This is a genomic window from Kitasatospora sp. NPDC058492 (assembly GCF_042720685.1).
GTDB lineage: Bacteria > Actinomycetota > Actinomycetes > Streptomycetales > Streptomycetaceae > Kitasatospora.
The window spans coordinates 107,393-125,891 of sequence record NZ_JBHXMU010000010.1 but is presented as its reverse complement, the minus strand read 5'-3'; the positions used below and the strand labels follow the sequence as shown (position 1 = coordinate 125,891).

The window sequence follows — 18,499 nt, the reverse complement described above, 5'->3', positions numbered from 1 at the left end:
CAGATGATCCCCAACAGTCCCATCGGCCCCGGCATCGGTGAAGGCCTGCCCGGCGTCGGCGACGGCCTGCCGGGCGACGGCCGCCGCACCCGGCGGCCCACCGCCCCGCCGCAGTACGTCCTCACCGAGGACACCCCGGTGTACGTCATCTCCGTCGCCGCCGAGCTCTCCGGCCTGCACCCGCAGACCCTCCGCCAGTACGACCGCCTCGGTCTGGTCAGCCCCGACCGCACCGCCGGCCGGGGCCGCCGCTACTCCGCGCGCGACATCCAGCAGTTGCGCGAGGTCCAGCGGCTCTCCCAGGACGAGGGCATCAACCTGGCCGGCATCAAGCGGATCATCGAGCTGGAGAACCAGGTCACCGCGCTCCAGTCCCGCATCGGCGAACTGGTCGACTCCCTCGACGGCGCCACCAGCGCCCTCCAGCAGCGCGAGGCCGCCGTCCACGCCTCCTACCGCCGCGACCTCGTCCCCTACCAGCCGCCCACCCAGTCCAGCGCCCTGGTCGTCTGGCGCCCCAAGCGCTGAGACTTGGCTGAACACCTCCGGCCGCCGGCTCCCCTCCGCCCGGGGGGTGCCGGCGGCTTGATCGTGGTGAGAGAGTGCTGTCGAACAAATCTGGCCGCCCTCACCGATGCCACCCGATCTGGCATGCTGCACTGCGATTCCGGTATTGGTGCCCGGCAGGTAGTGCAGACACGGCCACGGCAAGGAGCCCGCAGATGAGTGGACGAGAACAGCCCGGTACCGCCGCGATTGGGCCCTCCGTCCTCTCGAAAGAAGCGCGGGAGCTGTATCTGGCGGTCATCCGCGAGAACGGGCGGTTTCCGAAGGACTCCGACCTCGCCAAGGCGGGCGGGGCCCAGGAGGAGTTGGTGGCGATAGGCCTTCTGGTCGCCGACACCGACGAACCCGGTGTCCTCGTCGCGGTCGACCCTCAGCAGCTGTCCGAGAGCCTCTCCGTGACCTGGCAGCGCCAGGCACTCGACCTGCTCACCCGCGCGTCGGCCCTCGCCACCGATCTCCACGACCTGACGGCCGCCTACCACTCACCGGAGCAGGCCGGCGGCGCGATCGAGTACGTGCGGGGAAAGGTGCTGATCAACCAGCGGGTGCAGCAGATCGTCGCCAGCGCCTCGGAGGAGATCCTCGCCGCCCAACCCGGCGGGCCGCGCCCGTCCGAGGCGCTCACCGGCATCCTCGCCCGCGACCTCGAAGCCCTCCGCCTGGGCATCACGCTCAGGACGATCTACCACCCGAGCACCCGGTACCACGCTCCCACCAGGGAGTACGTGGCCACGATAACCAAGGCCGGCGGACGGTTCCGGACGCTGGAGGAGCCCTACACGCGATTGATCGTCATCGATCGCCGAATCGCGGTCATCCCCATCGCCGAGGACCTCAATCTGGCCGCCTTCGTGCACGATCGGGCCGTCATCAGCTACCTGATCAGCGAGATCTTCGAGCGGAACTGGAGCCGGGCGCTGGACTTCGACGGCGCGCGCGCCGTTCCGCAGCAGGTGGTCTCCGGGATGCGGCAGACGATCATCGACCTCATGCTCGAAGGCGTGAACCACCGGGTGATCGCCCGCAGACTCGGCATCAGCGAACGGACGCTCGCGCGGCACCTGGCCGAGATGCGCGACGAGCACAATGTCGAGTCGCTGTTCCAACTCGGGTACGCATTGGCCCGGAACAGCGTTCCGACCGACTCCGACAGCTATCACTGACCAAGCGTCGCGGCGGTCTCAGTTCCAGATCGTGTCATTGGCCAGCGCCATGGTCTGAGGCGCTGCCGCATCGTGGGAAACCCCGATGTTCCAGATCGTGTCGTCAGCCGGGCTCGAACCGCTCCCGATGAAAAGCGCCAGACCCACAACGACTGGAACCAGGACAAATCGCACCACCCGGCGTATCCGAGACATGGTGCCCCCTCTCTTTGTTTAAGACTTGGCGCGGGTACCCAGCCATTGTTTCGAACAACCTGCCACATAATGCCGCAAGCCCATGCCGGAAGCCAGGGGGCCTGCTACCCCAGTGCGTCATCTCTCTGCCAGGCATCGAGATGACACCACGGCTCTGTGGACGGTGGCGACGGTCGACAGAGACGATCAGTGCACTCCCCAACCCCTCTCGCGGGAGGGGGAAGACGGGGACACCACAAACAACATGTCCATGACTAGTTCGTTTCGACCACAACGAATGCACAGCAGCATTCCGATAGTCACCACCCAACGGGGCGATCGGCCTGGTTGGCACCTATCCCCGGAGTCGACAATGAGTGAGCCCTACCTGCGAGAGCACGCCGGACAGACCCCCGAGGGCCGGCGTGCGCGTGTGTTCCTGGCCGCGCCGCTGATGCGGCTGACCGGGCCCGCGGACAGTGTGGTGACGCTCGCCAGCCGGACGCGGCTGACGACGCTCCGCACCACCCTGCTCCGCAGCGGTGCCGCCGTGTACAGCGCGCACCACAGTGATGCCTGGACCGTCGCCGGGCAGGCGCCGGAGCCCCGGGTGCCGTCCGACTTCCGGGCCCTGCAGTCCGCGGACCTCGTGTTCGCCTACGTCGGGGCGCCGCTGTCGGCCGGGGTGAGCCTGGAGCTGGGGTGGGCGTCGGCGCTGCGGAAGCCGATCGTCCTCCTCGTCGACGAGGCCATCACGCACAACCCGCTGATCGCCACCATCGAGCAGGTCGCCCCCGTCCTGCCGCTGGTCTTCGACGACACCTGGTCGCAGGAGGCCCTCAACCACACCGTGGAGACCGCGCTCGACTGGGCCGGCATGGCGCTGTCCCTGCGCGAGGGCTTCTGGACCGCCCCCGGTGAGCAGTTCAACGTCCCCCGGCAGCAGCCCCCCGTCGTCGGCCGGGCCGGCTACTGGCCGACCAGCGCCGCCACCGGCTGACCAGCGCTCACCCATCGGGCTCCCCCGTCCGGGCTCCCCGCAGCTGCCAGCCCAGCTGGAACAGCGTCTCCGCGTCGTGCAGTTCGCGCAGCCGGGCGATGTGGCCGGCCACCGTCCGCTCGCTGAGACCGAGGCGGCCGGCGATGGCGCGCTGGGTGAGGCCCTGGGCGAGGAGCCGGCCGACCTGCTCGTGGGCCGTCGACTCGGGAGCGGACGCCTGGTCGGGGTTCCAGAGGAGGCGGCCGGAGCGGGCCCAGTCCCGTTCGAACACGGCCAGGAAATGGTCGACGGTCGCCGGATCCTCGATGAAGGTCGCGCTCCGGAGGTCGTCGGCGGACTGGAGCACGGCGATCCGGCGGTCGAAGATGTGCAGGTGGCGGAACGGCTCGGCCAGGACCCGGAAGCGGGCGCCCAGTTCGGTGCCGCGGGCGGTGTGGTCGGCGGTCGCCTGGTCCCGGACGGCGCCGGGTGCGTAGATCACCCGGATCCGGCCGCCCCGGCCGCAGAACCGGCCGATCCGTTCCAGGGCGTCCTCCAACTGGTGGGCGTGGCGGGGCCGGCCGGGCTGGGCGACGAGGATCTCCTGGCGGCAGTCCGCCTCCACCTCGGCGAATCGCCGGATGACCACGCCGAGGCCCTGGACGTGATGCACCGTACCGGCGCGGTCGGTCGGGCGCGGGGCCGTGTCGTAGGCCTTGGTCAGGTCGTCGAGGGCCTGCGGGAGTTGCGCGGCCTGGACCAGCAGCCGGGTGCCCTCGGCCCGGAGCTCGGCACTGATCCGGTCGCCGACCGTACGCGGGTTGACGGCGGTGCAGACGTCGGATTCGGGCCGGGCGAGCAGCAGCCCGAGCGCGAGCAGGTGTTCCAGGGCCGGCCGGTCGGCGGCGGCCACCTCGGCCCGGTCGATCCAGCCGCCGTGCCGGAGGATGCGCAGGTACAGGTCGTGTGCGGCCTGGTCGGGCCGCCCGGTGCCGCGCCCGTGCATCACGGCACCCGCCGACGGGCGGCGTCGGCCGCCGACCGGAGCTGCCAGCCGAGCTGGAAGAGCGTCTCGGCGTCGTACAGTTCGCGCAGCCGGGCGATGTGGCCGGCCACCGTGCGTTCGCTCAGGCCGAGGCGGGTGGCGATGGCGCGCTGGGTGAGGCCCTGGGCGAGGAAACGGCCGACCTGGTCGGGCAGGGAGTCGGCCGGCTCGGGGGCTTCCGGGCCACGGGCCCAGCGGACCCGGGCGGCGCGCTGCCAGTCGCGTTCGAAGGCGTCGGCCATGAAGTCGACCACCACCGGGTCCTCGACGAAGGCCGCGCGGCTGTTGTCGGACGCGGCGGGGATGACGGCCACCTTCCGGTCGTAGATCAGGACCCGCCGGAACGGCTCGCCCAGCACCCGGTACCGGCAGCCGACCTCGGCGGCCGCGGCGGCGAAGGCTGCGGTCGCCGGATCGGCGGCCGCCGCCGGCTCGTAGATGCCCCGGACGGTGCCGCCGCGCTCGGCGAGTCGCCGCATCCGGTCGAGGGCGTCCGGGAGCCCCTCGACGGGCCGGGCCCCGCCGGGCTGGGCGGCCAGCATCTCCTGCGAGCACTCGGCGTCGAGTTGGGCCAGGCGCAGGCGGATCTGCTCGAAGCCGTGCACGTACGTGACCTCGACGGAGCACTCGGGGTGGCGCGGCGTGACGTCGAAGGCCTGCGCCAACTCGGCGAACTGCTCGGGCGTTTCGTCCGCCCTGGCCAGCAATTCGCCACCCGTGGAACGCAGTTCGGACCCGATTCGGCCGATGACGACACGCGGGTTCACCGCGGCGTAGGCCGCGTCCTCGACCCTCGGGACGACCAGTCCGAGGTCGAGCAACCGCCCCAGGACCGGTTCGTCACCCGGAGCCAGGTCGGCCGCCCGGAGGATGCCGCCGTTGCCGACGACGGCGAGGTACAGCGCCCGGGCGGCGTCGTCGGGCAGGGGGGAGTCGGGCAGGGGGGAGGTCGACGGGTCGGTCATGGGGCTCCCCCCGGAGCTGCCGGCCGAGGTGGAAGAGGGTGTGGGCGGAGGGCAGGCCGGTCGGCGGGGGCGCGCTCGGCGGGGCCGGGTTCATCGGTCATCGCGGGCGCCTCTCATCAGCCAGCCGAGTTGGAAGAGGGTCTGGGCTCCGTGGCGGTCGCGGAGGCGGGAGATGTGGGCGGCGACGGTGCGTTCGCTGAGGCCGAGGCGGGTGGCGACGGCGCGCTGGGTGAGGCCGCGGGCGAGGAGGCGGCCGATCCGGTCGGGGACGGTGCGGGTGGGACCGAGGGTGGCGGCGGTGTCGGCGGTTTCGGCGCGGGCCCAGTCGCGTTCGAAGGCGCCGACCAGGAAGGTGATGGCGGCCGGGTCGGTGATGAAGGCGGCGGTGCTGTTGTCGTCGTTGGCGGAGATCACGGCGACGGCGCGGTCGAAGACGAGCAGCCGCTGGAACGGCTCGTCGAGCACGCGGATGAGGGAGCCGTGCCGGGTGACCTCCTCGACGTAGGCGAGGGCGGGCGGGTCGGCGAGGGCGACGGGCTGGTAGATGGTGCGCAGGGAGCAGCCGCGCTGGAGCAGGTGGACGTCCTGGAGGAGGGCGACCTGCAGGGTGCCGGCGGGGCGGTGGCCGGGTTGGGCGGCGAGGACTTCGGAGCGGCAGTCGGAGGCGAGCTGGGAGATCCGCTGGCGGATGTGGACGTGGCCCTCGACGTGGACGGCGCCGCCGGCCCGGCCGGAGGGCCGGGGCATCGCGTCGTAGGCGCGGGTGAGGCCGTCGAGGGCGCCGGGGAGGTTCTCGGCGCGGACCAGCAGCCTGGTCGCCTCGCTGCGGAGTTCGGCGCCCAGGCGGTCGGTGACGGAGCGTGGGCTGATGGCGGTGTAGCAGTGGTCCATCGGGTTGGCGATGAGCAGGCCGAGGTCGACGAGCTGCTGGAGCGCGGCCTGGTCGGCGTCCGGGGTGTCGGCGAACGGGATGCGTCCGCCCCGGGCGAGGATCGCCAGGTAGAACTGCCGGGCGGCCTCGTCGGGCTCCTCGCCCGGGGGCTGTCCGTGCTGCGGCGCGACCGCCGGTTCCACCGTCACGTCGCACACTCCCTGCCGGACGCTTCTCCCTCGTTGCCGCCGTCGCGCCGTCCGGCGCGGGGCTCGGCGGTCACGGTACCGGGCTGACGGCGGCCTCCGGGGTCCGGGTGCCGTCGCACTCCGGGGGCCCGGGGGCCACCGTCGCTACGCCCATGCCCAGGCGCTTCCGTCGAGGCGGAGCAGCAACGCCTCGACGGCTCCGGTTCCGGGGGCCATCACCACACATGGCGCCCCGACCGGCGCTCTTCCCCCCCGTTTCACGCGTGCGGGACGTTGCACCCGTGGTCAGTTTCGAAGAGCAAGTCGCCACCATCGGGCTGCGGTGCCCGGTCGGCCTGGCGTGACTCCACCCTCACAGTGTGACGGCCGGTGAACAAGTGTCGCCCGAGTGCAGGTTCGCGCAATTGCAGCTATCTGCACGGCGGGTGGGGCGGGCGGGGTCGAGCGGCGGGACGGATTCCGGTAAAGGCCGAGGCCAGCGGGGCTCGCGGGGGGCACCCGCCCGTACGGTCGGTCGGCCGCGCGCGGTCGGGCCGCGGGTGCGGGTTCCTGCAACGGCGGCGTGCGGCGGGAATCGTCAGGCACGCGCCAGCAGCCGTCCGCGGGCGAGCCCGGCGGCGGTCCCGCCGGCGGCGAGCACCCAGGCGGTGGCCAGCAGCAGGTAGAGCCCGGTGGCGATCGCGGTGAAGCCGCCGAACCCGGTGTGCCGGGCGAGCGCGGAGGCGCCGGTGACGCAGGTGCCGATCGGGAAGGTGTACGCCCACCAGGTCATCGCGAACGGCATGCCGGCCCGGCGGGCGCGCAGGTTGGCGGTGAGCGCGACGGCCAGCCAGAGCATCGCGACGCCGAGCACCGCGACGCCGTACAGCTCGGCGAAGGGGAGCATGGCTGGGGCCAGCGCGGGCAGCACCGGGCGGGCGGCGTCGGCGAGTTGGTGGACGGCGGTGACGGACTGGCCGAGCGGGCCGAGCACCAGGAACAGCGAGGGGGTGAGCACCAGGGTGGGCAGCTTGCTGTGGAACAGCCCGGTGAAGACCACCGGCAGCAGCACCAGGGTGGCCAGCAGGCCGATCCCGAAGAGGGCCCAGCAGGCGTACAGCATGGTCTGCTGCGCCAGCCCGGCCGGCAGGTGCGGGATGAGGGCCGGGCCGGTGGCGGAGGCGACCAGCGGGGCGACCACCGGCAGCAGCCAGGTCGGGTTGGCCTCCAGGGCGGAGACCGGGTGTCGGGTGATCATCAGGTACGGGATGCCGCCGGCGACGGCCAGCGCGTACAGGGTGCCGACGCCCCACAGCACGGCGTCGACGGCGACCGCGGGGCCGGTGCCGATCACCCGGGAGCCGAGCAGCAGGGTGCCGAGGCCGACCGAGAGCAGGGCCATCGGCGGGCAGCCGTAGAAGACGGCGGTGGCCGGGTTGTCCAGCAGCTGGGTGCGGGCGGCCTCGCGGTGCCGGGTGAGGTGGACCAACCGGGCCGCGCCCAGCACCAGCAGGGCGGCGAGTCCGAGCGCCCACATCACCTCGCCGAAGCCGATCAGCCCGGGCAGCCGCAGCGGCAGGACGGCCGCGCCGTTGCCCAGGATCGCGGTGCCCATGACGGCGGCGTACCAGTTGGGGCCGAGCTGGGCGAGGTCGAGGCGGGCACGCAGCGAGGAACGGGAGGGGCGGGTGAGCGGGCGGGCATCGGCCAAGGTGGACATGGTTCCACCGTGCCGCCCCGGGCCGGGCTCCGGTAGCGCCGCGGGCTCTATGAGGACATAGCCTGGACCTATGGCCCTCTCCCCCCGCGTCCCCGAGCTCGGCGCCCTGGAACTGCTGCTCGCGGTGGCCCGGCTGGGCAGCGTCGGGCGGGCCGCGGCCGAACTGGGCGTGAGCCAGCCGACCGCCAGCGCCCGGATCAAGGGCATGGAGCGGCAGATCGGCGTCCCGCTGCTGGAGCGCTCCCCCCGGGGCAGTCGGCCGACCGTGGCGGGGCGGCTGGTGGTCGAGTGGGCCGGGCACGTGGTGGAGGCGGCGCAGGCGCTGGACGCCGGGATCGACGCGCTGCGCGAGCGGCGGGACGCCAAGCTGCGGGTGGTGGCCAGCCTGACCGTCGCCGAGTACCTGATGCCGGGCTGGCTGCTGGCCCTGGCCGAGGCCAGTCCGGGCACGGCGGTGACGCTGCGGACGGCGAACTCGGCGGAGGTCGCCGGGCACGTGCTGGCCGGGGACGCCGACCTCGGCTTCGTCGAGGGCCCGTCCACCCCACCCGGGCTGGCCGGCGCCGTGGTGGCGGCGGACCGGCTGGTGGTCGTGGTGGCGCCCGGCCACCCGTGGGCGCGCCGCCGGACGCCGCTGACCGGGCCGGAGCTGGCCGCCACCCCGCTGGTGCTGCGCGAGTCGGGCTCGGGCACCCGGGAGATGCTGGAGATGGCGCTGGCGCCGTACGGGGGCGCGGTGCGGCCCCGGCTGGAGCTGGCCTCGTCCACCGCGCTGAAGGCGGCGGCGATGACCGGGGCCGGGCCGGTCTGCCTGAGCGAGCTGGCGGTGATGGAGGAGCTGGCCGTCCGGCGGCTGGTGGCCGTCCCGCTGGCCGAGGGGCTGGACCTGCGGCGGCCGCTGCGCGCGGTGTGGCCGGCCGGGCAGCGGCCGAGCGGGCCGGCCCGGGAGCTGCTGGGGCTGACCCGCCAGGTGCCCCGCGCGCAGCGGGTGGAACGCACGGAACGCGCGGAACGGGCGTAAAAACTTGAGCGGAGTAGACTCAACTTAGTGCATGCTGTACGTAGCAGCATTGAAGGACGACGAGGGAGGACCCCCCAGCAGTGGACGCCAGCAAGTTCACCACCAAGACGCAGGACGCCCTGTCCGCCGCGATCCGGCAGGCGGGCGCGGCCGGGAACCCGGACGTCAAGCCGGTGCACATCCTGATCGCCCTGCTGGAGCAGCCCGAGGGCATCGCCCGGCCGCTGTTGGAGGCCGTCGGGGCGGACGTCACCCGGATCGACGCCGAGGCCCGCCGCCAGCTGACCGCCCTGCCCAGCGCGATGGGCTCGACGGTCGCCGCGCCGCAGCTCGCCCGGGACACCCTCGCGGTGCTCACCGAGGCCGGCAAGCGCGCCGACGACCTGGACGACCAGTACGTCTCCACCGAGCACCTGATGGTCGGCCTGGCCGCCGAGGGCGGGCCGGTCGCCGAACTGCTGGCGCAGCAGGGCGCGACGGCGAAGGGCCTGCTCGCCGCGTTCAAGGACGTGCGCGGCAGCGGCCGGGTCACCTCTCCGGACCCTGAGGGCACCTACAAGGCACTGGAGAAGTACGGCACCGACCTGACCCAGGCCGCCCGGGACGGCAAGCTCGACCCGGTGATCGGCCGGGACCAGGAGATCCGCCGGGTCGTCCAGGTGCTCTCCCGCCGGACCAAGAACAACCCGGTGCTGATCGGCGAGCCGGGCGTCGGCAAGACCGCGGTGGTCGAGGGCCTGGCCCAGCGCATCGTCGCCGGCGACGTGCCGGAGTCGCTGCGCGGCAAGCGGCTGGTCTCGCTGGACCTCAGCGCGATGGTCGCGGGCGCCAAGTACCGCGGCGAGTTCGAGGAGCGGCTGAAGGCCGTCCTGAACGACATCAAGCAGAGCAACGGCCAGGTCGTCACCTTCATCGACGAGCTGCACACCATGGTCGGCGCGGGCGCCGGCGGCGACTCCGCGATGGACGCCGGCAACATGCTCAAGCCGATGCTGGCCCGCGGCGAGCTGCGGATGGTCGGCGCCACCACGCTGGACGAGTACCGCGAGCGGATCGAGAAGGACCCGGCCCTGGAGCGCCGCTTCCAGCAGGTGCTGGTCGGCGAGCCCAGCGTGGAGGACTCGATCGCCATCCTGCGCGGTCTCAAGGGCCGCTACGAGGCGCACCACAAGGTGCAGATCGCGGACGCCGCGCTGGTCGCCGCGGCCACCCTGTCCAACCGCTACATCACCTCCCGCTTCCTGCCCGACAAGGCGATCGACCTGGTCGACGAGGCGGCCTCCCGGCTGCGGATGGAGATCGACTCCTCCCCGGTCGAGATCGACGAACTCCAGCGCTCCGTCGACCGGTTGAGGATGGAGGAGCTGGCCCTGGAGAAGGAGTCGGACGCCGCCTCGATCGACCGGCTGGCCCGGCTGCGGCGCGATCTCGCCGACAAGAACGAGCAGTTGAGCGCCCTGACCGCGCGCTGGGAGCAGGAGAAGAAGAGCCTCAACCGGGTCGGCGAGCTCAAGGAGCGGCTGGACGACCTGAACGGCGCGCTCGAACGGGCCCAGCGCGACGGGGACTTCGAGCGGGCATCGAAGCTGATGTACGCGGAGATCCCGGCCGCCGAGACGGAGCTCACCGAGGCCCAGGAGCGGGCGGCGGACCAGGACGCCTCCGCCTCGATGGTGAAGGAGGAGGTCGGCCCGGACGACGTGGCCGACGTGGTCGCCTCCTGGACGGGCATCCCGGCCGGCCGCCTGCTGGAGGGCGAGAGCGCCAAACTCCTGCGCATGGAGGAGGAGTTGGGCGAGCGCCTGATCGGCCAGGCGGAGGCCGTGCGAGCGGTCTCGGACGCGGTGCGCCGCACCCGTTCCGGCATCGCCGACCCGGACCGCCCGACCGGTTCGTTCCTCTTCCTCGGCCCGACCGGCGTCGGCAAGACCGAACTCGCCAAGGCCCTGGCCGACTTCCTCTTCGACGACGAGCGGGCCATGGTCCGGATCGACATGAGCGAGTACGGCGAGAAGCACTCCGTCTCCCGCCTGGTCGGCGCCCCGCCCGGGTACATCGGCTACGAGGAGGGCGGCCAGCTCACCGAGGCGGTGCGCCGCCGCCCGTACAGCGTGGTGCTGCTGGACGAGGTGGAGAAGGCCCACCCGGAGGTCTTCGACGTCCTGCTCCAGGTGCTGGACGACGGCCGGCTCACCGACGGCCAGGGCCGCACGGTGGACTTCCGCAACGCGATCCTGATCCTCACCTCCAACCTGGGCAGTCAGTACCTGGTCGACCCGGCCACCCCGGAGGACCGGAAGAAGGCCCTGGTGCTGGACTCCGTCCGGGCCACGTTCAAGCCCGAGTTCCTCAACCGGCTGGACGACATCGTGGTCTTCGACCCGCTGGGCACCGCCGAGCTGAGCCGGATCGTCGACCTCCAGGTGGCCCGTCTCGGCGACCGGCTGCGCGAGCGCCGGCTCACCCTGGACGTCTCCGAGGCCGCCCGCGACTGGCTGGCCCTCACCGGCTACGACCCGGCGTACGGCGCCCGCCCGCTGCGCCGGCTGGTCCAGTCCGCAATCGGCGACCAGTTGGCCCGGGCCATCCTGTCCGGCCAGGTGCACGACGGGGACACCGTCCTGGTCGAGCGGGACGAGGAGGGCGACCGCCTCACCGTCCGCAGCCGCGGACTGCTGGAGAAGTAGCACCACCAGACCGGGCCGCCCGCACTATCATGCGGGCGGCCCGGTCAACACCCTTGCCGCACAGCACAGTTGACGGCACACTCGGCCACGGTCGCACCCGCCGCACCCCGCCGGCGCCCCGGCCGCGGCGGCCCTCCAGCCGGACACGCTCCGTCACCATCACCGCTTGCGGCGGGCGTCGGGAGCGCCCCGGACGAAGATCGACGCGTGGCCGGGTGCCCCTGTGAGGCAGGCCCCGGATGAGGCAGGATGGGAAGTGGAAAGGGCGGCCTCTCATTGCCGGCCACCACGTGCACTGAGGAAGAGGACCCCATGAGCATCGACCCGTCGTCCATCCCGTCGTTCGGCGCGCCCCAGGGCGGCGGCCAGCCCGGCGACCAGGGGCGGCCGGCCGGCCCGCCGCCGATCATCGTCCCGGACCAGGGCCTGGTGACCCAGCTGCTGGACCAGATGCAGCTCAAGCACGTCGTGGACGAGGAGGGCGACCTCACCGCCCCCTGGGAGGGCTTCCGCGTCTACTACATGTTCCGCGGCGAGCAGAAGGAGCTCTTCGCGGTGCGCGCCTTCTACGACCGCGCGTACCCGCTGGAGAAGAAGGGCGAGATCCTCGACCTCATCGACGAGTGGAACCGCGAGACCCTCTGGCCCAAGGTCTACACCCACACCCACGAGGACGGCGTGGTCCGCCTGATCGGCGAGGCCCAGATGATCGTCGGCACCGGCGTCAACCTGGACTACTTCGTCACCACCACCGCCAACTGGACCCAGGCCGCCGTCGGCTTCGAGCAGTGGATCGTCGAGCGCCTCGGCCTGCAGAACGAGATCGAGGGCGAGGACGGCGAGACTCCCGAGGGCACCAACGAGGCGTGACCCTGCCCGCCCCGCGAGCGCACGGCCCGACCACTTGGCCCCAGGTGGTCGGGCCGTCCTTGTCCCCGGCCCCCGGCTGACCCAGGATGGGGCCGACGACGACGCGTGAGGAGCCACCGATGGGCAACAGGCCGCTGCTGAACCGCCGACTGGCCGGTATGGGGACGACCATCTTCGCCGAGATGTCGGCCCTGACCACGGCCACCGGCTCGATCAACCTCGGCCAGGGCTTCCCCGACACCGACGGCCCGGCTTCGGTGGCCCGGGCCGCTGCCGACGCCGTGCTGAACGGCCGCGGCAACCAGTACCCGCCCGGCCCCGGCATCCCGGAGCTGCGGGCCGCGATCGCCGAGCACCAGCAGCGCTTCCACGGCCTCTCCTACGACCCGGACACCGAGGTGCTGGTCACCGCCGGTGCCACCGAGGCCATCGCCGCCACCCTGCTCGCCCTGCTGGAGCCCGGTGACGAGGTGATCGCCCTCGAACCCTTCTACGACTCCTACGCCGCCTGCATCGCCATGGCCGGCGCCACCCGCCGCCCGCTCACCCTGCGCGCCCCGGACTTCCGCCCCGACCTGGACGAACTGCGCACCCTGATCACCCCGCGCACCCGCCTGCTGCTGATCAACACCCCGCACAACCCGACCGGCACCGTGCTCACCGCCGACGAGCTGGCCGCCATCGCCGCCCTCGCCGTCGAACACGACCTGCTGGTCGTCACCGACGAGGTCTACGAGCACCTCGTCTTCGGCGCCACCCACCACCCGATCGCCGCCCTGCCCGGCATGCGCGAGCGCACCGTCTCCATCTCCTCCGCCGGCAAGACCTTCTCCTTCACCGGCTGGAAGGTCGGCTGGGTCACCGCGAACCCGGCCCTGGTCACGGCCGTCCGCACGGCCAAGCAGTACCTCACCTACGTCAGCGCCGGCCCCTTCCAGTACGCCGTCGCCGAGGCGCTGCGGCTGCCCGACAGCTACTTCGACGGCTTCCGCGCCGACCTGCTCCGCAAGCGCGACCTGCTGGTCGACGGGCTCACCGCGGCCGGCTTCCGGGTGTTCACCCCCGAGGGCACGTACTTCATCACCACCGACATCACCCCGCTCGGCGAGAAGGACGGCATCGAGTTCTGCCGCGCCCTGCCGGAGCGCTGCGGCGTCGTCGCCATCCCGAACGCCGTCTTCTACGACAACACCGAGGCCGGCCGCAGCCTGGTCCGCTTCACCTTCTGCAAGCAGGACTCCGTGCTGGAGGAAGCGGTGTCACGGCTCCAGCGCCTCTGAGCCGTCGCCCGGCCGCCGCCCGAGGCCGGACAGGTGGGCGTTCAGGATCGCCCGGGCCTCGGGTGCGGTGAGGCGGCCGACGAGGACGTGCGTGGTGAGCCCGTCGGCAAGGGCCAGCAGCGTCTTCGCCTCCCGGGCGGCGTCCGGCCCGGCCGCCGGCGAGGCCTCGGCGATCAGCCGGGCGAACAGGCCCTCCAGGGCGGCGTAGTCGGCGTTCAGCGGGCCCGCCAGCCGCTCGTCGACGGCGGCCTGTGCGACGAAGGCCAGCCAGACCCGCGCCTGGGAGCGCTGTCCGTCGCCGAGCAGCGCCACCTCGGCGGCCGCGTGTGCCAGGGCGGCGGCGGGCGAGGGCGCCGGGTCGTCGGCGGGGTACGCCTGGACCCGGGCGGTGATCTGCTCGCCGACGTGGCCGAGGGCGAAGCGGAGCATCTCGTCCTTGGTGCGGAAGCAGCGCTGGACGGCTCCGGTCGACACCTGCGCGCGGTCGGCCACGTCGCGCAGGGTCACCCCTTCCAGGCCGCGTTCGTCGGCGAGCCGGCAGACGGCCTCGGCGATCCGTCGGCGTCGGCCGTCGTGGTCCACCTGTCTGGGCACGGGCTCCCCCTCCGATTTATTCGATGCACTCGTATCGGTTCCCAGGCTACGGTACCGATACGAGCGCATCGGAACGAGGAGGGGAGTACGTCATGCAGGACGCCCTGTGGCGACTGACGGCCACCGCGCAGGCGGCGGCGGTACGCGGCAAAGAGGTCTCGGCCGTCGAACTGCTCGACAGCCACCTGGAGCGGATCGGCGCGGTGAACCCGCAGGTGAACGCCGTCACCCAGGTCCTGGCGGAGCGCGCCCGGGCACAGGCCCAGGAGCTCGACCGGCGCCTGGCCGCGGGCGAGGACCCCGGCCCGCTGGCGGGCGTGCCGTTCACCGTGAAGGAGACCACCGCCATCGAGGGCGTGGCCACCACCTTCGGGGTGCCGCGCTTCCGCGACCTGGTGGCGCGGGCCGACGCTCCCCCGGTCGCCCGGCTGCGCGCGGCCGGGGCCGTACCGATCGGGCACAGCAACATGCCCACCATGATCCTGGCCGGGATGCACACCCGCAGCGAGCTCTACGGCGACACCGCCAACCCGTGGGACCGCGGCCGCACCCCGGGCGGGAGCAGCGGCGGTGACGGCGCGGCCGTCGCGACCGGCCTGGCCGCGCTCGGGCTCGGCAACGACTCCGGCGCGTCCATCCGCGTCCCGGCCTCGTTCTGCGGGGTCGCCGGGCTGAACCCGTCCAGCGGCCGCTTCCCCGCCGACCACCGCGCGTTCGGGCCACAGGACCCGGGGCCGGCCTCCCAGTGGCTGGTCTCCGACGGCCCGCTCGCCCGGAGCGTCGCCGACCTGCGGCTGGCCTACGAGGTGCTGGCCGGCCCCGATCCGCGCGACCCTCGCGCCCTGCCCGTGCCACGCTACGGCGAGCCGCTGCCCGGGCCGGTGAAGGTCGCGGTGGTGGCCGATCCGGGCGGCCACGGCGTCCACCCGACCGTCCGGGCCGCGGTCGAGCGCGCGGCGGCGGCGCTGCGGGACGCCGGGTACGACGTGCGCGAGGTGGCGGACGTCCCGCGGCTCGACGAGGCCCTGGAGGTGTGCGACCGGATCACCATGACGGAGTTCGCGCCCAAGTGGCCCGCCGTACGCTCCCTGCTCGGCCCGGGCGGCGACCGCTACATCGAGCTGACGATGGCCCGCACCCCGCCCGCGACGGCCGCCGAGCTCATGGAGCTGATGGGGAGCTGGCTGGGCATCCGCCGCTCCTGGGCCGAATTCCTGGACGAGTACCCGCTGCTGCTCGGACCGGTGTTCACCGAACCGCCGGTCGAGCCGGGCATCGAGTCCCGGGACGCGGCCGGGTGGGAGCTGGTCCGCACGGCGATGCGGCTGTGCAAGGTGACCAGCTTCGCGGGGCTGCCGGCGGTGGCGGTGCCCACCGGCCTGGCCGACGGACTGCCGACCGGGGTGCAGCTCGTCGGGCGGGCGTTCCGGGAGGACCTCTGCCTGGAGGCGGCGCAGGCGGTCGAGGACCGGCTCGGGGTCCTCGCGCCGATCGACCCCCGGCCGTGAGGGGAGCAATGATGGCCCGGCGAGCGGGCTGGACTTCCTCAACTCGCCTGACAGTCATGCCTGGTTGACACCTGGTTGACGATTGAATGATGCCTGTGAGGCAATTCCCTCAACCTCGGCGGAACGCTCCGACCGCCCTGCCCGCCCGGTGCGTGCAGGGCGGTGGCGCACGAGGCGCGTGCCCGGCGCACTACCAGCGTGCACGGCGCACGACCCGGTCATAGGGGCGCGCGCTGTGCAGAGTCGCACACCGGGTCGATCAGAGCCGGGAAGCAGGTGTGCTCGAAACGGTGAATGCTTGACAAAGTTGGGTAAATCACCGGCGGACCCGGCGTATTCATGCTTCTCTGCTGCTGAATCTCCAGCCGGAATCCCTCCTTCCACGGTCGGCCGCGCCCAGGGCCGCACAGCCACGAACAGCCTCGCCATCGCCTAGGCCTACTCGGTGCTGCTCGGCGGGCGCGCACGGAGCTGAAACGCGGAGCCGAGCATGCTCACCACACTGCAGACCTCCTACACGGACACCCGCGCCGGTGACCTGGCCTGGTGCCTGGGCGGCGACCCGCTGCCCGCTCTCGCGGTCCGCGACCTGAGACTCGACGGAGGCGGCCACCCCGCCACGGCCGGCACCCTCCAGCTGCGACTGCTGGGCGCTTCGCACCAGGTGGTGATCGCCGCCGGCCCCGGCGAGTGCCTGGAGACCGTCGCCTGCCTGCCCGGCCGCCGCACCCCGCTGCCGGCCCGGGTGGCCAAGCAGGTCGGCGGCTGGGAGTACGAGTTCGCGGCCCGGATCGAGGCGCTGCCCCCGCACGACTTCGCGGCCCGCGCCCAGGAACTGCTGGCCCTGGTCGAGGGCCACCCGCGCGGCCTGGCCGGGGTGTTCCCGGGCGACCCGAGCGCCTTCACCGCGCTGGTCACCCAGGGCGGCGCCGACCGGCTGCTCTGGCGGACCTGGCACGCCTACCCGCAGGAGGGCCGGCTGGTCTGCACCCGCTCCTCGCTGGTGGTGTCCGGGGCATGACCGCCGGCCGCCCGACCAGGGTCACGGATCCCTCCATGGCCTATGAATCGCACGCAGGAACGATTCGTCAATCCGGCGTCCCGCACTGTCCGTCGAATGGGCGCAGCTATCCGTCCCGAACGTCCCCTAGCGTTTGTTCGTGATCAACCATCCGGCCGGTCCACCCGCCCGCTCGCGAGTGGACCTCGACGACGGCGCCCCACCCCGGCCCGGGCGGAGCCTCGCCCCCCTGCCCGCCCGCCGTCGGTCCCGGCTGCGCTCCCACCCCCGACTGGCCCGCCTCACCGTCCTGCTCGCCGCGTTCGTCTGTGCGGCCTGCGGACTCGTCTACGAACTCGAACTCGTGGCGCTCGGCGACTACCTGCTCGGGGACGCGGTCACCCAAACCTCCGTCGTGCTCTCCGTCATGGTGTTCGCGATGGGCCTCGGCTCGCTCCTCGCCAAACGCCTCACCCGGCAGCCCGCCACCGCCTTCGCCCTGGTCGAATGCGCCCTCGCGCTCACCGGCGGCCTCTCCGTCCTCGCGCTCTACTCCTGCTGGGCCTGGATCGGCCGCTACCAGGCCGCCATGGTCGGCCTCACCTGCCTCATCGGCATCCTCATCGGCGCCGAGATCCCGCTCCTGATGACCCTCATCCAGCGGATCCGGCGCGAGGACGCCGGCCGCGCCGCCGCCGACCTCTTCGCCGCCGACTACGTGGGCGCGCTGATCGGCGGCCTCGCCTTCCCCTTCCTCATCCTCCCCGGCCTCGGGCCCGGCGACGGCGCCCTCGTCACCGGCGCCGTCAACGCCGTCGCCGGAGCCGCCGTCGTGCTCTGGCTCTTCCGCGAGGAACCCGCCCCCCGGATACGGCTCCTGCTCTGGGGCGGCTGCGCGCTCGTCCTCGCCCTGCTCGCCGCGGCCGCCGCCGGCTCCGGCGCCATCGAACGCGCCGCCCGGCACGCCCTCTACGGCGCCCAGGTCCGCTTCGCCGCCCGCAGCCACTCCCAGGAGATCGTGCTCACCGGCCCCGCCGAAGGCCCGCTCCGGCTCTACCTGAACGGCCGTCTCACCGTCTGCGGACCCGACGAGTACCGCGGCAGCGAAGCCCTGGTCCACCCGGCGATGGCCGCCGGCCCGGACGCCCGCGTCCTGCTCCTCGGCGGCGGCGACGGCCTCGCCCTGCGCGAGGTGCTCCGGCACCGCGGCGTCCGCTCCGTCCGGCTCGTCGACGCCGACCCCGAGCTCCCCCGGCTCGCCCGCACCGACCCCGGACTCGCCGCCCTCACCGACCACTCCCTCGACGACCCGCGCGTCCACGCCACCGCCGCCGACCCGATGGCCTGGCTGCGCGGCGCCACGACCGGCGGACCGTACGACGTGGTGCTCGCCGACCTGCCCGCGCCCGCCGACGGCGGACCGGTCACCTTCCACTCCCAGGAGTTCTACGGCCTCGCCACCCGGCTGCTCTCCCCCGGCGGCCGCGTCGCCGTCCGGGCCGGCGGCGACCCGGGCGGCCTCTGGCCGATCGAGTCCGGCCTGCGGACGGCAGGGCTGCAGACCGTCCCGTACGCCGTCCAGGGCAGCGCCACCGCGAGTTGCCGCCCCGACCCGCCGGGCGCCGCCCAGACCTTCCTCCTCGCGGCCGCCGCCCGGCCCCCGCTCACCCTCGCCCCCGACGCCCCACCGCCCCGCGCCCTCACCCCCGACGCGCTCCGCGGCTCCGCCACCCGCCTCGCCGCCCTCCGCCCCGCCCACCCCCCGGCTGCCCTCACCCTGCTCGGCCCCCGCTGAGCCGGGGGCGCGGGGCGGGACACCGGTGGTCCCGGGGAAGTCGGGTGGCGGTGGGTAGGGACCGGGCGGGGT

At 73.4% G+C, this 18,499-nt stretch carries 15 protein-coding genes; 10 read left to right on the top strand and 5 right to left on the bottom strand.

Annotation, left to right across the window (positions count from 1 at the left end):
* The first annotated feature begins 3 nt into the window (after positions 1–3).
* From ACFWPI_RS09855 to ACFWPI_RS09845, 3 genes are all read left to right on the top strand, one after another.
* The gene (locus tag ACFWPI_RS09855; RefSeq protein WP_380369850.1) at positions 4–528 is read left to right on the top strand and encodes a heat shock protein transcriptional repressor HspR; all 525 of its coding nucleotides are present in this window, start codon (positions 4–6) and stop codon (positions 526–528) included.
* A 194-nt stretch (positions 529–722) separates the two neighbouring features.
* Positions 723–1,730 (top strand): hypothetical protein, encoded by a 1,008-nt coding sequence (locus ACFWPI_RS09850; protein WP_380369848.1) that lies wholly within the window; start codon positions 723–725, stop codon positions 1,728–1,730.
* 547 nt (positions 1,731–2,277) lie between these two features.
* On the top strand, positions 2,278–2,904 hold the full coding sequence (locus tag ACFWPI_RS09845) for a hypothetical protein (protein ID WP_063348539.1): 627 nt from the start codon (positions 2,278–2,280) through the stop codon (positions 2,902–2,904).
* 7 nt (positions 2,905–2,911) lie between these two features.
* Here the strand turns inward: ACFWPI_RS09845 and ACFWPI_RS09840 are convergent, their stop codons facing one another.
* The 4 genes from ACFWPI_RS09840 to ACFWPI_RS09825 form a co-directional block, all read right to left on the bottom strand.
* Positions 2,912–3,889: a LuxR C-terminal-related transcriptional regulator gene (locus tag ACFWPI_RS09840; RefSeq protein ID WP_380369844.1), complete on the bottom strand. Its 978-nt coding sequence runs from the start codon at positions 3,887–3,889 to the stop codon at positions 2,912–2,914.
* Positions 3,889–4,893: a LuxR C-terminal-related transcriptional regulator gene (locus tag ACFWPI_RS09835; protein WP_380369842.1), complete on the bottom strand. Its 1,005-nt coding sequence runs from the start codon at positions 4,891–4,893 to the stop codon at positions 3,889–3,891. The genes ACFWPI_RS09840 and ACFWPI_RS09835 overlap by 1 nt, the downstream gene beginning before the upstream one ends.
* Positions 4,894–4,983: 90 nt before the next feature.
* Positions 4,984–5,973, bottom strand: coding sequence for a LuxR C-terminal-related transcriptional regulator (locus tag ACFWPI_RS09830; RefSeq protein ID WP_063348536.1), 990 nt, complete (start codon positions 5,971–5,973; stop codon positions 4,984–4,986).
* Positions 5,974–6,550: 577 nt separating this feature from the next.
* Positions 6,551–7,672: a TDT family transporter gene (locus ACFWPI_RS09825; RefSeq protein ID WP_063348535.1), complete on the bottom strand. Its 1,122-nt coding sequence runs from the start codon at positions 7,670–7,672 to the stop codon at positions 6,551–6,553.
* 70 nt (positions 7,673–7,742) lie between these two features.
* On the opposite strand from ACFWPI_RS09825, the gene ACFWPI_RS09820 reads away from it, so the two are divergent.
* The 4 genes from ACFWPI_RS09820 to ACFWPI_RS09805 all read left to right on the top strand — a co-directional run bounded on the left by ACFWPI_RS09820 (position 7,743) and on the right by ACFWPI_RS09805 (position 13,530).
* Positions 7,743–8,693, top strand: a complete 951-nt coding sequence (locus tag ACFWPI_RS09820) for a LysR family transcriptional regulator (protein ID WP_380369837.1) — start codon at positions 7,743–7,745, stop codon at positions 8,691–8,693.
* Positions 8,694–8,773: 80 nt separating this feature from the next.
* Positions 8,774–11,380: an ATP-dependent chaperone ClpB gene (gene clpB, locus ACFWPI_RS09815; protein ID WP_380369834.1), complete on the top strand. Its 2,607-nt coding sequence runs from the start codon at positions 8,774–8,776 to the stop codon at positions 11,378–11,380.
* A gap of 312 nt (positions 11,381–11,692) precedes the next feature.
* Positions 11,693–12,250: a YbjN domain-containing protein gene (locus tag ACFWPI_RS09810; protein WP_063348532.1), complete on the top strand. Its 558-nt coding sequence runs from the start codon at positions 11,693–11,695 to the stop codon at positions 12,248–12,250.
* A gap of 119 nt (positions 12,251–12,369) precedes the next feature.
* The gene (locus ACFWPI_RS09805) at positions 12,370–13,530 is read left to right on the top strand and encodes a pyridoxal phosphate-dependent aminotransferase (RefSeq protein WP_380369830.1); all 1,161 of its coding nucleotides are present in this window, start codon (positions 12,370–12,372) and stop codon (positions 13,528–13,530) included.
* On the opposite strand, the gene ACFWPI_RS09800 is transcribed toward ACFWPI_RS09805, so the two are convergent.
* Positions 13,510–14,124 (bottom strand): TetR/AcrR family transcriptional regulator, encoded by a 615-nt coding sequence (locus ACFWPI_RS09800; RefSeq protein WP_063348530.1) that lies wholly within the window; start codon positions 14,122–14,124, stop codon positions 13,510–13,512. The two genes, ACFWPI_RS09805 and ACFWPI_RS09800, sit on opposite strands and share 21 nt — an antisense overlap.
* Positions 14,125–14,216: 92 nt before the next feature.
* On the opposite strand from ACFWPI_RS09800, the gene ACFWPI_RS09795 reads away from it, so the two are divergent.
* The 3 genes from ACFWPI_RS09795 to ACFWPI_RS09785 all read left to right on the top strand — a co-directional run bounded on the left by ACFWPI_RS09795 (position 14,217) and on the right by ACFWPI_RS09785 (position 18,427).
* Positions 14,217–15,632, top strand: a complete 1,416-nt coding sequence (locus ACFWPI_RS09795) for an amidase (protein ID WP_380369827.1) — start codon at positions 14,217–14,219, stop codon at positions 15,630–15,632.
* 490 nt (positions 15,633–16,122) lie between these two features.
* On the top strand, positions 16,123–16,653 hold the full coding sequence (locus tag ACFWPI_RS09790; protein WP_063348528.1) for a DUF2617 family protein: 531 nt from the start codon (positions 16,123–16,125) through the stop codon (positions 16,651–16,653).
* Positions 16,654–16,792: 139 nt separating this feature from the next.
* The gene (locus tag ACFWPI_RS09785) at positions 16,793–18,427 is read left to right on the top strand and encodes a polyamine aminopropyltransferase (RefSeq protein ID WP_380369825.1); all 1,635 of its coding nucleotides are present in this window, start codon (positions 16,793–16,795) and stop codon (positions 18,425–18,427) included.
* The last annotated feature ends 72 nt before the right edge of the window (positions 18,428–18,499 follow it).

Bases quoted from the DNA above. Each gene is read 5' to 3' on its own strand.
- ACFWPI_RS09855 (WP_380369850.1), top strand. From the start codon at position 4: ATGATCCCCAACAGTCCCATCGGCCCCGGCATCGGTGAAGGCCTGCCC.
- ACFWPI_RS09850 (WP_380369848.1), top strand. From the start codon at position 723: ATGAGTGGACGAGAACAGCCCGGTACCGCCGCGATTGGGCCCTCCGTC.
- ACFWPI_RS09845 (WP_063348539.1), top strand. From the start codon at position 2,278: ATGAGTGAGCCCTACCTGCGAGAGCACGCCGGACAGACCCCCGAGGGC.
- ACFWPI_RS09840 (WP_380369844.1), bottom strand. From the start codon at position 3,889: ATGCACGGGCGCGGCACCGGGCGGCCCGACCAGGCCGCACACGACCTG.
- ACFWPI_RS09835 (WP_380369842.1), bottom strand. From the start codon at position 4,893: ATGACCGACCCGTCGACCTCCCCCCTGCCCGACTCCCCCCTGCCCGAC.
- ACFWPI_RS09825 (WP_063348535.1), bottom strand. From the start codon at position 7,672: ATGTCCACCTTGGCCGATGCCCGCCCGCTCACCCGCCCCTCCCGTTCC.
- ACFWPI_RS09820 (WP_380369837.1), top strand. From the start codon at position 7,743: ATGGCCCTCTCCCCCCGCGTCCCCGAGCTCGGCGCCCTGGAACTGCTG.
- ACFWPI_RS09810 (WP_063348532.1), top strand. From the start codon at position 11,693: ATGAGCATCGACCCGTCGTCCATCCCGTCGTTCGGCGCGCCCCAGGGC.
- ACFWPI_RS09805 (WP_380369830.1), top strand. From the start codon at position 12,370: ATGGGCAACAGGCCGCTGCTGAACCGCCGACTGGCCGGTATGGGGACG.
- ACFWPI_RS09795 (WP_380369827.1), top strand. From the start codon at position 14,217: ATGCAGGACGCCCTGTGGCGACTGACGGCCACCGCGCAGGCGGCGGCG.
- ACFWPI_RS09790 (WP_063348528.1), top strand. From the start codon at position 16,123: ATGCTCACCACACTGCAGACCTCCTACACGGACACCCGCGCCGGTGAC.